The organism is Streptomyces deserti, from assembly GCF_054782695.1.
On the sequence record NZ_BAAGRZ010000014.1, the window covers coordinates 53,165 to 68,764 of the forward strand.

12 protein-coding genes are annotated in these 15,600 nt (G+C 72.2%); 4 read left to right on the forward strand and 8 right to left on the reverse strand.

The window, feature by feature from the left end:
* Positions 1–420 precede the first annotated feature (420 nt).
* On the forward strand, positions 421–1,917 hold the full coding sequence (locus ACYVMZ_RS22730) for an oligopeptide:H+ symporter (protein ID WP_461082495.1): 1,497 nt from the start codon (positions 421–423) through the stop codon (positions 1,915–1,917).
* Positions 1,918–2,104: 187 nt separating this feature from the next.
* Here the strand turns inward: ACYVMZ_RS22730 and ACYVMZ_RS22735 are convergent, their stop codons facing one another.
* The 4 genes from ACYVMZ_RS22735 to ACYVMZ_RS22750 form a co-directional block, all read right to left on the reverse strand.
* Positions 2,105–3,073 (reverse strand): hypothetical protein, encoded by a 969-nt coding sequence (locus ACYVMZ_RS22735; RefSeq protein WP_461082497.1) that lies wholly within the window; start codon positions 3,071–3,073, stop codon positions 2,105–2,107.
* A 49-nt stretch (positions 3,074–3,122) separates the two neighbouring features.
* Positions 3,123–3,836, reverse strand: coding sequence for an LPXTG cell wall anchor domain-containing protein (locus ACYVMZ_RS22740; protein WP_461082499.1), 714 nt, complete (start codon positions 3,834–3,836; stop codon positions 3,123–3,125).
* Positions 3,837–4,138: 302 nt separating this feature from the next.
* On the reverse strand, positions 4,139–4,726 hold the full coding sequence (locus ACYVMZ_RS22745) for an ATP-binding protein (protein WP_461082501.1): 588 nt from the start codon (positions 4,724–4,726) through the stop codon (positions 4,139–4,141).
* 239 nt (positions 4,727–4,965) lie between these two features.
* Positions 4,966–5,343, reverse strand: a complete 378-nt coding sequence (locus ACYVMZ_RS22750; RefSeq protein WP_461082503.1) for an STAS domain-containing protein — start codon at positions 5,341–5,343, stop codon at positions 4,966–4,968.
* A gap of 252 nt (positions 5,344–5,595) precedes the next feature.
* Between ACYVMZ_RS22750 and ACYVMZ_RS22755 the strand changes: the two genes are divergently transcribed.
* Positions 5,596–6,507 carry an RNA polymerase sigma factor SigF gene (locus ACYVMZ_RS22755; protein ID WP_461082505.1) on the forward strand — a complete coding sequence of 304 codons (912 nt, stop codon included), beginning with the start codon at positions 5,596–5,598 and terminating at the stop codon, positions 6,505–6,507.
* Between the two features lie 235 nt (positions 6,508–6,742).
* Entirely contained in the window at positions 6,743–8,296 is a 1,554-nt protein-coding gene (locus ACYVMZ_RS22760) for a ricin-type beta-trefoil lectin domain protein (RefSeq protein WP_461082507.1), read from the forward strand.
* Positions 8,297–8,392: 96 nt separating this feature from the next.
* On the opposite strand, the gene hutI is transcribed toward ACYVMZ_RS22760, so the two are convergent.
* Genes hutI through hutU form a run of 4 tightly spaced genes read right to left on the reverse strand, consistent with a single transcriptional unit; the run spans position 8,393 to position 13,870 of the window.
* Positions 8,393–9,565 carry an imidazolonepropionase gene (hutI, locus tag ACYVMZ_RS22765; RefSeq protein WP_461082509.1) on the reverse strand — a complete coding sequence of 391 codons (1,173 nt, stop codon included), beginning with the start codon at positions 9,563–9,565 and terminating at the stop codon, positions 8,393–8,395.
* Positions 9,566–9,603: 38 nt separating this feature from the next.
* Positions 9,604–10,941: a formimidoylglutamate deiminase gene (locus ACYVMZ_RS22770; RefSeq protein ID WP_461082511.1), complete on the reverse strand. Its 1,338-nt coding sequence runs from the start codon at positions 10,939–10,941 to the stop codon at positions 9,604–9,606.
* Positions 10,938–12,209, reverse strand: coding sequence for an allantoate amidohydrolase (locus ACYVMZ_RS22775; RefSeq protein ID WP_461082513.1), 1,272 nt, complete (start codon positions 12,207–12,209; stop codon positions 10,938–10,940). Before ACYVMZ_RS22775 ends, ACYVMZ_RS22770 begins: the two co-directional genes overlap by 4 nt.
* Positions 12,206–13,870, reverse strand: coding sequence for a urocanate hydratase (gene hutU, locus ACYVMZ_RS22780; RefSeq protein WP_461082514.1), 1,665 nt, complete (start codon positions 13,868–13,870; stop codon positions 12,206–12,208). The genes ACYVMZ_RS22775 and hutU overlap by 4 nt, the downstream gene beginning before the upstream one ends.
* A gap of 127 nt (positions 13,871–13,997) precedes the next feature.
* Between hutU and ACYVMZ_RS22785 the strand changes: the two genes are divergently transcribed.
* Positions 13,998–15,497, forward strand: a complete 1,500-nt coding sequence (locus ACYVMZ_RS22785; protein WP_461082516.1) for a type III PLP-dependent enzyme domain-containing protein — start codon at positions 13,998–14,000, stop codon at positions 15,495–15,497.
* Positions 15,498–15,600: the final 103 nt, after the last annotated feature.

Sequence of the window (15,600 nt, forward strand, 5' to 3'; positions counted from 1 at the left end):
GCGTCCGTGCGCGGACCTCTGCCTGTGGGATGAGATCCTGTTATGGACCTTGGAAATACTGGCTGCGGTTCCCGCGACACCTGTGATCCGCGTCTCAAGTCCTTCCATATCCGGCTGTGTCCTGCCGTATGGTGAACCAACGCCTGTAGCACCGCAGGGACCTTCAGCGGGGATTTGACGCTGAAGGTCTCTTTTGCGTGCGGGCCGGCTCCGGCCGGCCCTCTCCAGCAATGACCTGTGGCCGGGCCTCGTGGCGCAGCGACGCGCGTAGAGGCGTGGATCCCGGTGGACGCCGTCCGCCGCTCCGTGATCCGGAGCGGACGCCCTGGGCGTGGGGTGGACGGACCGGTCCGCCGGTGCCGGCCGCCCCCACCGGGCGCGCACCCTCGCGCGACGCGTCCCCACCAGCAAGGAACGACCATGGCGTCCAGCCTGACGAAGGACTCGGCCCGCCCGGGCACCCCCGGTTCCGAGAAGACCTTCTTCGGCCACCCCCGCGGACTGGCCACCCTCTTCATGACCGAGATGTGGGAGCGCTTCTCCTACTACGGCATGAGGGCTCTGCTCCCGCTGTACCTCGTCGCGCCGGGCGGCCTGCATCTGAGCGCCGGCACCGCGACGGCGATCTACTCGGTGTACGTGTCGCTGGTGTACCTGCTCGCGATGCCGGGCGGCTGGTTCGGCGACCGCGTCTGGGGCCCGCGCAAGACCGTCGCCGTGGCCGGCGCGATCATCATGCTCGGCCACCTCACGCTGGCACTGCCCGCCTCGGGCACGTTCTACGCGGGTCTCGGCCTGGTCGCCATCGGTTCAGGCCTGCTGAAGGCCAACATCTCCACGATGGTCGGCCACCTCTACGACGGCCCGGACGACCCGCGTCGCGACGGCGGCTTCACCGTCTTCTACATGGGCATCAACCTCGGCGCCTTCGCCGCGCCGCTGATCATCGGCACGATCGGTGAGAGCGTCGACTGGCACCTGGGCTTCGCGCTCGCCGCGCTCGGCATGGCGCTGGGGCTGGCCCAGTTCCTGCTCGGCAGCCGCCACCTGGACGCCCGCTCCAGCGTCGTCCCGAAGCCGCTGTCGGCCGAGGAGAAGACCTCGACCCTGCGCAAGGCCGCGCTCTGGGCGGGCATCGCCGTCGTCGCCTACGCGGCCCTCGGCTTCTCCGGCCACTACACCCTGAACTGGATCCTGGTCCCGCTGACCCTCCTCGGCGTGATCATCCCGACCATGGTGCTGGTCCGCATCAAGCGCGACCGGGAGCTGGACCGTGCCGAGCAGTCCAAGATGTCGGCGTACATCTGGTTCTTCGTGGCCGCGGCCGTCTTCTGGATGATCTACGACCAGGGCGGCTCGACCCTGTCGATCTTCGCGGACTCCTCCGCCGAGAACAGCGTGCTGGGCTGGGCCTTCCCGGTCTCCTGGTATCAGTCGGTCAACCCGGTCCTGATCATGGCGCTGGCCCCGGTCTTCGCCTGGTTCTGGCTGGCGCTGAACCGGCGCGGCAAGGAGCCGAGCACGATCGTGAAGTTCGCCTCCGGCCTGGTCCTGGTCGGCGCGTCCTTCTTCCTCTTCCTGGCCCCGCTGTCCATCGCGGACGGCGGCCACAAGGCGGCCGCGCTGTGGCTGGTGGCGATCTACTTCGTCCAGACCGTCGGTGAGCTGCTGCTCTCCCCCGTCGGCCTGTCCGTCACCACGAAGATGGCGCCGGCCAAGTACGCCTCCCAGATGATGGGCGTCTGGTTCCTGGCCGTCACGGCAGGTGACGCCACGACCGGCCTGCTCTCCATCGCCGGGGTCGACCTGAACAAGACGGGCATCGTGGCCCTGGAGGCCACGCTCGCCGTCGTCGCCGGTGCGGCGGTGTGGATGTACCGCAACAAGGTCAAGGAGCTCATGGGCGACGTCCGCTGAGGCCTGGCCGACCGGGCCGAGCGGCGTTCCAGGAGGGCCATCGCACCCGAGGGTGTGGTGGCCCTCCGTGCGTGTGGTCGCCGCGACGCCGACCGAGACGGAGCGCAAGGCAGGTGCTGACCGCCGCACCTGAGGCCCCTACCGGCACGGGAGTGTGGGCCGTCGGCATCGGCGCACCCTGAGCTCTTCACGCGTGCCGCTTGCCGACGGGGGGCGCCTGGGCCGGGGGATCCGAGCCCGGCGGGCGCAGGGCCCGAGGGTGGGCCGGCCCCCCGGACCGCGGTGGCCGCACCCGGTCCACCACAGCCATCCCCGCCCGGAACACGGACGCCGGTACCACCAGGAACACCAGCACCCAGAACAGGGTCACCCCCCAGGGCCGGCCGACCGCCCACGGCTGTTCGGTGAGGACCCTCCCGCCGTACTTGAGCGTGACGGTGTAGTCGCCGTGCGCCCCGCCCGCGAGCTGCACCGGGAGCTCGATCCGCGCCTTCCCGCCGGGCCGGACCGTGCCCCGCCACCGCTGCTCCTCCCACTGCGGGGCGAACACGCCGTGAGAGGTGCCGATCTCGAAGACCGGGTTCTTCACGGCGGACGCGCCGACATTGCCGACGGTGACCACGAGCGTGCGGGCGGGCGGCGAGCCGAACCAGGTCAGCAGCCCGTCGGAGCCCTCCAGCCGAGGGTCCGCAACGACCGACAGCCGCCCGGCGGCCGACTCCGCGGGCAGCGGCTCGACCGCGTGCCCGGCGACCTGGAACACCGCGTCGGCCTCGGCCTTCGGCCCCGTGACCGTCGCAACGTGCACCACACACGGGCACGGCACCGGCGGCTCGACGACCGGCAGCGCCCGCCGGAAGCGTCCCTCGGCATCGGTGGTGACGGCCCGTCCGTCGCCGTTGGCGCAGGAGTTCATACCGCCGGTCACGCCCCGGGACGGCACGGACTGCCCGCAGATCAGCAGCATCAGCAGGGCGCGCGGCCGCCACCCCTCGCCGGTGACGGTGACCGAACCGCCCGTCCCCGCCTGGGACTTCGACAGCGCGACGGAGGGCCGGGCGTCCGCAGCCGCGGCGGGCACGGCCCCCGCCAGGGGCAGCAGGAACAGCAGCGCGAGCACCACCGCCCACGCCGGGATCCGCACCGTGCCGTTCACCTCGCCGCTCCCGTCGACTCGGCCGCTCGCAACGGGTCTTCGCGGGCGGTCAAAGGGGTGCCCGCGCCGCCTGGTTCCGCCGGGTCAGCCACAGCACGCCCGCCGTGCCCACGAGCAGCACCGTCCCGCCGAGCGTGCCGAGGGCGATCGCCGAGTCCTCGGGACCGGTCTGCGGGAGTTCGGCACCGTTGCCGGAGCCCGTGCCGGAACCGGAGCCGCCGCTCTGGGCGGAGCCGGTCGTGCCGCCGCCGCCCGCGGCCGTGACGTCGAGGGTGAGGGACGGCCCCGGGTCGTTCGTGGGCGTGCACGTGGTCGTCGTACCGAGCGCCTTGATGGTGAGGACACCCGCCGTGAAGGTGACCTCACCGCTGTTCCTGGGCGTGTACGTGCCGCTCAAGTCGCTGATCTTGATGGGGGTGTTGGCGGGGATGGCGGCCTCGTTGGCCGGGCCCCGCACCGTCAGGACGCCGTTGTCGGCACCGCCCAGCTCGATGGTGGCGCTCGGGTTCATCGCGCCCCTGCCCAGTTCGACCGGGCTGGACGAGACGCCCTTCCGCCACGACATGGTGATCTTGTAGCCGCCGCCGTTCTTGACGCCCTTGATGTCGATGGGCGAAACGGCGCTCTTGTCGCCGATCGGCGTCTTGCACCGGTAGTGGACGTCGACGACCTCGGCCCGGGCTGCGGGGGCGGCCATCAATACCGCCGAGCCGGCCAGGGCCGCGGCGGACGCGAGCGCGGCGGTTCGTTTCCGGTACGACACGACTCCCGCTCCCCTTCCTGTTCCTGACGGCAATATTTTCTGACGAGACATCAGATCGGGCCGTCAAGGTACGCCCGGGGTCGTAAGGAGGGAAGACACGGAGCACGCCGGAGTTGTGGCGATCCGGCGCGTGAGGCAGGGAACCGAAGGGAGAGGGCGGCCTTCGGGTGGCCCTCGGCAACAGATGACCCTTGGTGACAGGTGCCCCTTGGCGCCAGGGGACCTCGGTAACGGATGACCTCGGCAACGGATGACCCTCGGTAACTCCGTTAACCCGAACGGGGTATCGGCGGTCCGGCTTCTTACGCCGGTGCGCCCAGCTCCGCCCACACCGTCTTGCCCGCGACACCCGGGGTCCGCACCACACCCCAGTCGAGGCACAGCCGCTGCACGATGAACATGCCGTGCCCGCCGGGGCGTCCCGCGCGGTGCGGGGTGCGCGGGGCCGGCTGGCCCGTACCGCGGTCGGAGACCTCGATGCGGATCACCTTGTTGTCACAGGAGATCCACAGCTCGTCCGGCCCCCCGGCGTGCAGGCAGGCATTGGTGACCAGCTCGGAGACGACGAGCAGGACGTCCTCGGCCGCGGCCCGCTGGTCGGCGCCCGCGGCGGGCAGCCAGCCCCACGCGTACAGCGCCTGGCGGGTGAAGTCGCGCGCGAGCGGGACGACGCCGCTCTGGCCGCCGAAGCTCAGTCGGCGGGCCTGGCGGCTCCCCGACGACGCCGGCGCGTCGGGCGGCGCGGCCACGCCCCCGTCGGCCGACCCGGACAGCGCGGCACCGCCCCCTTCGGACGCACCGGCCGCCGGTACGCCGCCCTCGGACGCCGCGGAAGCGCCGCTGGGCTCCGGACCGCGGTCGCCCGGCGAGTAAGGCCGGGTGGTGCTCATCAGCGCTTCACCTCACCGATTCACCAGTTCACGATTCAAAAACTTCTGTACACAGTCAGTCACGCGGTGCGCGGCGCGTCGGTTGCGGCGCCCCCGCCACCTCGGCAGCCGACAGGTCCAGGATGTCTCCTGCCCGACCGGACCGGCAGAACACCCCGGATTCGGCACGAAAGCCGTGACGGAAGGAAAACACCGGTCCGAAGGGGCATGCGAGGCACGGCGCCGACCCGCCCGCGGGCTCAGCCGGCCTCGTCGGCCAGCGCCGCCTCGAGGGTGTCATGGACGGTGAAAACAGCGTCCGCCCCCGTGATCTCGAACACGCGTGCCACCACCGGCTGCATTCCCGCGAGATGCACCCCGCCCCCGGCGGCCTCCGCCTTCAGGCGCGCACCGAGCAGCACGTTCAGCCCCGTGGAGTCACAGAATTCCAGGCGTGCGCAGTCGATGACGAGCCGCTTGAATCCCTTGGCGAGGCAGGCCTCGAGTGGTTCACGCAACAGATCGGCGGTGTGGTGATCCAACTCACCCGCCGGGGTCACGACGGCACTAGAGCCTTCTTCTCGCACCTCCACCAGAAGCCGGCCCGACTGTGCGCTGCCGACTGTCCCGCGGTCCATGCCGTCTCTCTCTCCCGACGTCGTGGCTGCTTGCTGACGCCCTCGAACACTACGCCTTCTCCACACGCTCCGACACCCGAACAACCACCCACAAACGGACATATGCCAACAGAACGCACTTGCGGTGGGCTCAGGAAAGCGGGTAGGGCTAGTAAGGACACGTAACCGACACGGCCGGCTTTGGAGGCGCCGCACACCGCAGTGCACGCAACTGGCTTCGGCAGCCATATGCCGAGAACGATGGAGGACATCATGTCACCCCGGCTCGACGAATCGCGTACCCACAAAGCGACGTCGACACCCCCTCCGGAACATCTGGATCCCATCGAGCACGACGACGTACGCGTCGCGGACGACGTACTCGCCGGACTTCCGGACATTCCCCCGTACGACGAGGTAGGCCCGGTCGACGCGCGGGCCCTGTCCAAGACCCTCTTCGAGCGCCTGGAGTCGCTGGAGGAAGGCACCCACGAGTACTCGTACGTACGCAACACGCTCGTCGAACTCAACCTCGCCCTGGTCAAGTTCGCCGCCTCCCGGTTCCGCTCGCGCAGCGAGCCGATGGAGGACATCATCCAGGTCGGCACCATCGGCCTGATCAAGGCGATCGACCGCTTCGAACTCTCCCGCGGTGTGGAGTTCCCCACCTTCGCGATGCCGACCATCATCGGCGAGATCAAGCGCTTCTTCCGCGACACGTCGTGGTCGGTGCGCGTACCGCGCAGGCTCCAGGAACTCCGGCTCGACCTGGCCAAGGCCGGTGACGAGCTGTCCCAGAAGCTGGACCGCGCGCCGACCGTGGCCGAACTGGCCGAGCGCCTCGGCATCTCCAACGACGAGGTCGTCGAGGGCATGGCGGCGTCCAACGCCTACACGGCGAGCTCCCTGGACGCCCAGCCGGAGGAGGACGACTCCGAGGGCGCGCTCGCGGACCGGATCGGGTACGAGGACCACGGGCTCGAAGGCATCGAGTACGTCGAGTCGTTGAAGCCGCTGATCGCCGAACTCCCGCCCCGGGACCGGAAGATCCTGTCCCTGCGCTTCGTCGCGGGCCTGACCCAGTCGGAGATCGGCGAGGAACTCGGCATCTCGCAGATGCACGTGTCGCGGCTGCTGTCGCGGACGCTGGTGCGGCTGCGCAAGGGGTTGACCGTCGAGGAGTGACGGTCGCTCGGTCGAGCTGTGGCGGTCGCCGACCGCCGGGAGTGACGGGCTCGCGCCCGGCGCCCCGTCGGCGCCGGATGTCCAGGCTGTCCCGCTTGGGCACCGGGTGCCGACCGGGCGCCGGGCGCGCCTCTGTTACCCGTGGACACCTCTTTCCTCAAGGGCCTCCTTCCACCACCATGGGCAGCCCCGAACTGGCTGGTAGGTCAGGACCGGGTCATGAGGAGGCGGGTCGATGGTGGGGGTCGACAGAACCGGCGACGGGGCCGGGGGCGGCGGCGGCGAGTACGGCGGTGCGTCCGACGCGCGGTTGACCGAGCTGCTGCGTGCCGACACCCCGGCGGCGTATGCCGCCCTGCGGGAACTGCGTGCCCGGCACGGTGCGTCGGTGCACGCCTACGCCCGCCGGTGCGCCGCGAGCGAGTCGGCGGCCCGCCGGCTCGCCGCTCAGACCTTCACGCTCGCCGCCCGCCAGACCGCGCACGGCACGGACCCCGGCGGCCCCCTGCGCCACCACCTCCTGCTGCTGACCGCCCGGATGGCCGCTTCCTGGGCCGCGGACGAACGGGCCGCCGGACTCGACCCGGGCCTGCTCCTCGTCCTGAACACAACGGGCTCCGCCGGCCCGGTCCCGCCCATGCTCGCGGCGTTGCGGACGCTGCCCCACCGCGCCCAGGGCCTCATCTGGTACGGCATCGTGGACCAGGAGTCCGAGGACCGGACGGCCACGCTGCTCGGACTCACCCGCCAGGACGTGACGTACGGCACAAGCTCCGCGCTCCAGAGCCTGGCCCAGGCCTGCCTGCGGGCCCGGCTGGCCGCCTCCGACGACCCCCGCTGCGGTGACTTCCGCCGCCTCATCGAGGAGGCGGTACGTCCGGGCAGTCCCCGCTCCAGCACCGACCTGCACACCCACATGGCGCGCTGTGCCCACTGCACGGTGGCGTACGAGGAGCTGTGCGCCCTGCGGGACACCCCGCGCACCGCGCTGGCCGAGGGGTTGCTGCCGTGGGCGGGTACGGCGTACGTGACGCACGGCACGGCGGAGGGTGAGCCACGCCTCATGGCGCCCGCATCGGCCGGTGGTTGGCCTGCACGCCGTTTCGTGCTGGCCTCGGCGGCGCTCGGGGTGGCCCTGGCGCCGCTGCTGGTGCTCCTGCTGTGGCAGGGCGGCTCGCCGTCCCAGGACAGGGCGGGCTCGACGACCACCCCGGCCGGCCCGCCGCCGGTGACGGTCACGGCGACGGTGTCGGCCTCTTCCTCACCCAGCCCTACGCCCTCTCCCTCGGCGACCAGCAAGTCCCCGTCCCCGACCCGCAGTTCCGCCCCGCCGCGCACGGCACGCCCGACGCCCTTCCCCACGCGCAGCGCACCGACGTACGCACCGCCGGGCGGCACGTACGCCCAGGTGGTGAACGTCGCCTCGGGGCTGTGCCTGGACATCGACGGCGACCTGGAGAACCGCACGGACGTCGTCACGGCCCGTTGCGCCTCCTCCCCCACCCAGCTGTGGCGGGTCGACTCGGCGCGTGGCGTGGTGCAGTCGTACGCCGACCCCGACTACTGCCTGGACAGCCGCGGCGCCGTGGACCGGGGCGCGGGCATCTGGGAGTGCGCCTCGGTGGACGGCCCCAACGGCCAGAACCTGAGGTTCGCGGTCGACGCCCGCGGCGTGATCCGCCCGAACATCGCCCCGGACCACGCGGTGACACCGGGCGGGGGCGGCTCGGTGTCGCTGGTGAGGGAGGCGGGGCGGGCGGATCAGCGGTGGCGGGCGGGGGGTTCTTGAGCGGGGAAGCTGCGGGTCAAAGGAGCTGCTGGTCGGAGGAGATCCTGGTCAGAGGAGTTCCTGGTCAGAGGAGTTCCTGGTCACAGAAGCGGCCGGTCAGACGACCCGCACGCCGCGCCGCCACACCCCGCTGACCAGCGGTACGCCGGGCCGGTAGGCCAGGTGGACGTGGCTCGGGGCGTCGAGGAGGGTCAGGTCGGCGTACGCGCCCGGCGTGAGGCGGCCGATGTCGGTGCGGCGCAGGGCCTGGGCGCCGCCCGCCGTGGCGGACCAGACCGCCTCGTCGGGGGTCATGCCCATGTCCCGGACCGCGAGGGCGATGCAGAACGGGACCGAGGACGTGAAGGACGAGCCCGGGTTGCAGTCCGTCGACAGGGCCACGGTGACGCCGGCGTCCAGGAGGCGGCGGGCGTTCGGCCACTGCGCGCGGGTGGAGAACTCGGCGCCGGGCAGGAGCGTGGCGACCGTACGGCTGTTGGCGAGGGCGTCCACGTCGGCGTCGGTGAGGTGGGTGCAGTGGTCGGCGCTGGCCGCGTCGAGTTCTACGGCGAGCTGGACGCCCGGGCCGTGGGAGAGCTGGTTGGCGTGGATGCGCGGGTGCAGGCCCTTCGCCTTCCCGGCGGTGAGGATCGCGCGGGCCTGGTCGCCGTCGAAGGCGCCCTTCTCGCAGAAGACGTCGATCCAGCGGGCGTACGGGGCGCAGGCGTCGAGCATCTCGCCGGTGACGAGGGCGACGTAACCGGCCGGGTCGTCGGCGTAGTCCGGGGAGACGATGTGGGCGCCGAGGTAGGTGACCTCGTCGGTGTGGCGGGCGGCGATGCGCAGGGCGCGGGACTCGTCTTGGGTGGTGAGGCCGTAGCCGGACTTCGTCTCCAGGGTGGTGGTGCCCTGGCGCAGGGCCTCTTGCTGGTAACGGGTGAGGTTGGCCTCCAGTTCCTCGTCGGTGGCGGCGCGGGTGGCGGCGACCGTCGTCCGGATGCCGCCCGCGCTGTAGGCCCGGCCCGACATGCGGGCGTTGAACTCCTCGGTGCGGTCGCCCGCGAAGACCAGGTGGGAGTGGGAGTCGACGAAGCCCGGGAGCACCGCCCGGCCGGCGGCGTCGACCCGACTGTCAGTGGCGGGTGCTTTGCTTGATTCACCGGTCCACGCGATGCGGTCGCCGTCGATGACGACGGCCGCGTCCCGGACCAGGCCGAGGGTGGAGTCGTCGCGGAGGGAGGGGTCGTTGGTGACCAGGGTCGCGATGTTCGTGATGACCGTGCTGCTCATGGTGTCCTCGTGGGCGGTCGGCGGTGCGGGGGCGGTCGTCAGGCACGCAGGGCTTCGACGGCCCGCGCGAGAGCTTGTGGCACGTCCGGCACGAGCGTGTGCACCCCGTCGCGTACGACGTGCCGGCCCGCGACGACCGTGTGCCGTACGTCCGCTGCCGTCGCGGCGAATACGGCCGTCTCGGCGCCGAGCCTGGGCGGCGGCCCCGCTGTCCTGACCGAGTCGAGGGCGAGGGTGGTCAGGTCGGCGAGCGCTCCGGCCTCGATGGTGCCCGCGTCGTCCCAGCCGAGGGCGGCGTGGCCGTCGGCGGTGGCGGCCCGCAGCAGGGCGGCGGCCGTCCAGTGACCGCGGGTGCGGCTGCGCAGCCGCTCGTCGAGTTCCATCGCGCGGGCCTCTTCGAGCAGGTCGATGACGGCGTGGCTGTCGGAGCCGAGACAGAGCGGGGAGCCCGCCTTCTGGAGGGCGGCGGCGGGGCCGATGCCGTCGGCGAGGTCCCGTTCGGTGGTGGGGCACATGCAGGTGCCGGTGCCGGATCCGCCGATCAGCGCGATGTCCTCGTCCGTCAGGTGCGTGTTGTGGACGCCGGTGGTGCGCGGGCCGAGCACGCCGTGGTCGGCCAGGAGCCGGGCCGGGGTGCGGCCGTGGGCGTCCCGGCAGGCGTCGTTCTCGGCGGTCTGCTCGGACAGGTGCACATGCAGCGGGGCCCGCCGCTCCGCGGCCCAGCGCGCCACGGTCGCCAACTGGTCGGCGGGCACGGCCCGTACGGAGTGGATCGCCGCTCCGATCCGTGCGTGATCTTGTTCCTTGAGAACTGAACAGCGTTCGGCCCAGGCCTCCGCCGTCCCGTCGGAGAAGCGGAGCTGGTGGGCGGTGGGCGGCTGTCCGAAGCCGGAGGACAGGTAGCAGGTGTCGAGGAGGGTGATGCGGATCCCGGCTTCGGCGGCGGCCGCGATGAGGGCCTCGCCCATCGCGTTGGGGTCGGCGTAGCGGGTGCCGCCGGGGGCGTGGTGCAGGTAGTGGAACTCGCCGACGGAGGTGATGCCGGCGAGGGCCATCTCAGCGTACACGGCGCGGGCGAGGGCGTGGTACGTCTCGGGGGTCAGCCGGTCGGCGACCGAGTACATGACCTCGCGCCAGGTCCAGAAGGTGCCGGAGCCGACCTGGACGGTGCCGCGCAGGGCCCGGTGGAAGGCGTGGCTGTGGGCGTTGGCCAGGCCGGGGACGGTGAGCCCGCGCAGGATCCCGGCGCCGGGCGGCGGGGCGGTGACGTCCGTGTGGACGGCGGTGATGCGGCCGTCGCGGATGTCGACGGTGACGCCCGGCTCGACGTGCGTGCCGAGCCAGGCGTGCTCCAGCCAGAAGGTCGTCGGTGTCACCTGCAAGCCAGCCCTTCCAGTACGTCGGCGAGCGCGAGGACCCCGGCCACGCAGTCGTCCTCGGCGGCGAACTCGGCAGGGGAGTGCGAGACGCCCGTGGGGTTGCGTACGAACAGCATGGCGGTCGGGACGCTCCCGGACAGGATCCCGGCGTCATGTCCGGCGCCGGTGCCGAGGACGGGGACCTTGAGGTCGATGCCCCCGGCCTCGTTCTTGCCTTTGTCCTTGTCCTGGTCCTCGCCCTTGTCCTCGCCCTTGTCGAGGATGCGGGCGAGTTCGTCGCGCAGGGCGTGGTCGAACTCGACGACGGGGGTGAACGACTCGCGGACCACGTCCAGGTCGACGCCGTGTTCCTGCGCGGACGCGCGGGCCGCCTTCTCGATGCCGCCGATCACGGTGTCGAGGGTCTCCTGCTCGGGTGCGCGGGAGTCGAGCCAGCCGCGTACCAGGGAGGGGATGGCGTTGACGCCGTTCGGCTCGACGGCGATCTTGCCGAAGGTGGCGACGGCACCGGCGAGGTGGGCCTCGCGACGGGCGGCGAGCACGGTCTCGGCGTAGGACAGCATGGGGTCGCGCCGGTCGGCGAGCCGGGTGGTGCCGGCGTGGTTGGCCTCGCCGCGGAAGTCGAACCGCCACCGCCCGTGCGGCCAGATGGCGCTGGCGATGCCGACCCGGTCGCCGGACAGGTCGAGGGCGCGGCCCTGCTCGACGTGGAGTTCGACGAAGGCGCCGATGCGGGCGAGGCGTTCCGGGTCCGGTCCGACGGCGTCGGGGTCGTATCCGGCGGCGGCCATGGCCTGCGGCAGCGTGACGCCGTCGCCGTCGGTGAGCCGGTGGGCCTGCTCGCGGGTGAGCAGCCCGGCGGTGAGCCGCGACCCGACACAGGCGAGCCCGAACCGGGCCCCTTCCTCGTCGCCGAAGTTGACGATGCCCAGGGGCTTGCTGAACCGCGCGTCCCGGCCGCGCAGTTCGTCGAGGGCGGCGAAGGCGGACACGACTCCGAGGGGCCCGTCGAAGGCCCCGCCGTCCGGCACGGAGTCCAGGTGCGAGCCGGTGACGACGGCGTCCCCCTCGGCGGGATCCCCGAGCCAGGCCCACTGGTTGCCGTTCCGGTCGACCTCGTAGCGCAGGCCGCGGGACTCGGCCTGCGCCCGGAACCAGGCCCGGCACTCGGCGTCGGCCTCGGTCCAGGCGAAGCGGCGGTAACCGCCGGAGGCGGCGCTGCGGCCGACCGGCAGCAGCTCCGCCCACATGCTGTGGAAGCTCACGCGTCGTCACCCTCGCGCATCGGCACCCGCACGCCCCGCTCCCGGGCGACCGACTCGGCGATGTCGTACCCGGCGTCGACGTGCCGGATGACGCCCATCCCGGGGTCGTTCGTCAGCACCCGGCGGATCTTCTCCCCGGCCAGCTGCGTACCGTCGGCGACCGTCACCTGCCCGGCGTGGATGGACCGCCCGATGCCGACTCCGCCTCCGTGGTGAATGGAGACCCAGGAGGCACCGGAGGCCACATTGACCATCGCGTTCAGCAGCGGCCAGTCGGCGATCGCGTCGGAGCCGTCGAGCATGCCCTCGGTCTCGCGGTACGGGGAGGCGACGGAGCCGCAGTCGAGGTGGTCGCGGCCGATGACGACCGGCGCGGACAGCTCGCCGCTCGCGACCATGTCGTTGAACCGCTCACCGGCCTTGTCGCGCTCGCCGTAGCCGAGCCAGCAGATCCGGGCGGGCAGGCCCTGGAAGTGGACGCGCTCCCCGGCCATGCGGATCCAGCGGGCCAGGGACTCGTTCTCGGGGAAGAGGTCGAGGATGGCCTTGTCCGTCCTGGCGATGTCGGCGGGGTCGCCGGACAGGGCGGCCCAGCGGAAGGGGCCCTTGCCTTCGCAGAACAGCGGCCGGATGTAGGCGGGGACGAAGCCGGGGAAGGCGAACGCCCGGTCGTATCCGGCGAGTCGGGCCTCGCCACGGATGGAGTTGCCGTAGTCGAAGACCTCGGCGCCGGCGTCCTGGAAGCCCACCATCGCCTCGACGTGCTTCGCCATCGACTCGCGGGCGCGGGTGGTGAAGCCGGCCGGGTCCTTGGTGGCGGCCTCGGCCATGTCCTCGAAGGCGATGCCGAGCGGCAGGTACGCCAGCGGGTCGTGGGCGGAGGTCTGGTCGGTGACGATGTCGATGGGGGCGCCCATGGCGAGCAGCTGGGGGACGAGCTCGGCGGCGTTGCCGAGGACGCCGACGGAGAGGGGCTTGCGCCGGTCCCGGGCCTCGACGGCCAGCTGCAGGGCGTGGTCCAGCGAGTCGGCCTTCACGTCGAGGTAGCGGTGCTCGATGCGGCGCTCGATGGCGCGCGGGTCGCAGTCGATGCAGAGGGCGACGCCGTCGTTCATGGTGACGGCGAGCGGCTGGGCGCCGCCCATGCCGCCGAGGCCCGCGGTCAGGGTGATGGTCCCGGCGAGGGTGCCGCCGAACTTCTTCGCGGCGACGGCGGCGAACGTCTCGTAGGTCCCCTGGAGGATGCCCTGCGTGCCGATGTAGATCCAGGAGCCGGCGGTCATCTGCCCGTACATGGTCAGGCCGAGGGCCTCCAGGCGGCGGAACTCCTCCCAGGTGGCCCAGTCGCCGACGAGGTTGGAGTTGGCGATCAGCACGCGCGGGGCCCACTCGTGGGTCTGCATGACGCCGACCGGGCGGCCCGACTGGACGAGCATCGTCTCGTCCTGCTTGAGGGTCCTCAGCGTCCGGACCATGGCGTCGAAGGACCGCCAGTCACGTGCCGCCTTGCCCGTGCCGCCGTAGACGACGAGCTTGTCGGGGTGCTCGGCGACCTCCGGGTCGAGGTTGTTCTGCAGCATCCGCAGGGCGGCCTCCTGCTGCCATCCCAGGGCGCTCAGTTCCGTGCCGCGTGGTGATCGGACAGGGCGGGGTCCTGACATGGTCTGCCTCCTGGGGGGTGCTCCCGCGGATTGTTGCTGTGGATATTCACATCCTGGCTGCCTGAATAGAACTAGTCAATACGTCGGGGTGTCGGCATGGGCGCGGCCCGGATGTTTCGCTGGATGCATGGGCTCGTGCATCGACAGGACGGGGGACGCGGTGGGCAGGGGAGACGACGGCCGGGTTCAGGTGCCGGTACCCGACTCCGGGGTCGAGCGGGCGGTGCGGCGGGACGAGGCGGTGCGGGCCGCCGTGGAGCAGGGGCTGCTCGGGCCCGACAGCCCCATCGTCGGCCTTCTCGACGTCACCGGCATCCGGGAGTCGGCGGCGGAGCTGAGGGCGGCGTTCGAGGCGGTGACGGCACCCGGCACGCCGGTGCTGCACGCGTTCGCGGTGAAGGCGACCCCACTGGTTCCGGTGCTGCGGCTGCTGCACGAGGAGGGCATCGGCGCGGAGGTGGCGAGCCCGGGCGAGCTGGCCCTGGCGCGGGCGGCGGGGGTGCCGTCGGCGATGACGGTCCTCGACTCACCGGCGAAGACGCCCGCCGAGCTGCGGGAGGCACTGGCGCTGGGGATCGCCGTCAACGCGGACAATCCGCAGGAGCTGGAGCGCATCGACGGGCTGATGCGGTCGGCCGCCGGCCGGACCCCCACCGACCGGACCCCCACCAGCCAGTCCCCCATCGGCCGGTCCCCCACCGGCCGGTCCCCCATCGGGATCCGGGTGAACCCGCAGATCGGCGCGGGTTCCATCGGGGCACTGTCCACGGCGACGGCCACCTCGAAGTTCGGGGTGGCGCTGCGTGACGAGGGTGCCCGGGAATGGGTCGTACGGGCGTACCTGGACCGGCCCTGGCTGACCCGGCTGCACGCGCACACCGGCTCGCAGGGTGTCCCGCTGTCCCTGATGGCGCGGGGCGTGGCGGAGACGTACGAGCTGGCAGAGGAGATCAACCGGCGCGCCGGGCGGCGGCAGGTCGACACGATCGACATCGGCGGCGGGCTCCCGGTGAACTTCGCCTCGGACGCGACGACCCCGACGCACGCACAGTACGCGCGGCTGCTGCGCGAGACCGTGCCCGGGCTGTTCGACGGGCGGTACGGGCTGGTCACCGAGTTCGGGCGGTCGCTGCTGGCCAAGCACGGCACGGTGGTGGCGCGGGTCGAGTACGCCAAGAGCGCGGGCGGGCGGCGGGTCGCGGTGACGCACGCGGGCGTCCAGGTCGCTGCGCGGACGGTGTACGTGCCGGGGAGCTGGCCGCTGCGGATCGCCGCCTACGACGGCAAGGGGCGCGCCAAGGAGGGCCCCGCTGTCGTGCAGGACGTGGCCGGTCCGGCCTGCTTCGCGGGCGATCTGCTCGCCGAGGGGCGGGAGTTGCCGTTGCTGGAACAGGGGGATTACGCGGCGGCGCTGGATACGGGCGCGTACTACTTCGCGCACCACTACACGTACAACTCGCTGGTCCGGCCCGGGGTTCATGGGTTCGTGGCGGGTGACGGCGGGGGCGGGGGCGGAGCCGGGGGTGTCGCCTTCGCGCTGGTGCGTTCGCCGCAGACGATCGAGGAAGTGGTGGTGGAGGCCGGTGGTGCGCATGCCGATGCGCTCACGTCCGGTCTCGCGCCATAGGGCCTCGGCGGTTCGCCGGCTGGCGGGCCCGTTGTGGCTGGTCGCGCGGTTCCCCGCGCCCCTTTCGGAGCGTCGCAGTCCTGCGCGGCCAGCCAGTGACGGC

Excerpts from the sequence above, each read along its gene's own strand:
- hutI (WP_461082509.1), bottom strand. The coding sequence starts at position 9,565 with ATGAGCAGCACGGTCATCACGAACATCGCGACCCTGGTCACCAACGAC.
- hutU (WP_461082514.1), bottom strand. The coding sequence starts at position 13,870 with ATGTCAGGACCCCGCCCTGTCCGATCACCACGCGGCACGGAACTGAGC.
- ACYVMZ_RS22755 (WP_461082505.1), top strand. The coding sequence starts at position 5,596 with ATGTCACCCCGGCTCGACGAATCGCGTACCCACAAAGCGACGTCGACA.
- ACYVMZ_RS22730 (WP_461082495.1), top strand. The coding sequence starts at position 421 with ATGGCGTCCAGCCTGACGAAGGACTCGGCCCGCCCGGGCACCCCCGGT.
- ACYVMZ_RS22750 (WP_461082503.1), bottom strand. The coding sequence starts at position 5,343 with ATGGACCGCGGGACAGTCGGCAGCGCACAGTCGGGCCGGCTTCTGGTG.
- ACYVMZ_RS22760 (WP_461082507.1), top strand. The coding sequence starts at position 6,743 with ATGGTGGGGGTCGACAGAACCGGCGACGGGGCCGGGGGCGGCGGCGGC.
- ACYVMZ_RS22745 (WP_461082501.1), bottom strand. The coding sequence starts at position 4,726 with ATGAGCACCACCCGGCCTTACTCGCCGGGCGACCGCGGTCCGGAGCCC.
- ACYVMZ_RS22785 (WP_461082516.1), top strand. The coding sequence starts at position 13,998 with ATGGGCTCGTGCATCGACAGGACGGGGGACGCGGTGGGCAGGGGAGAC.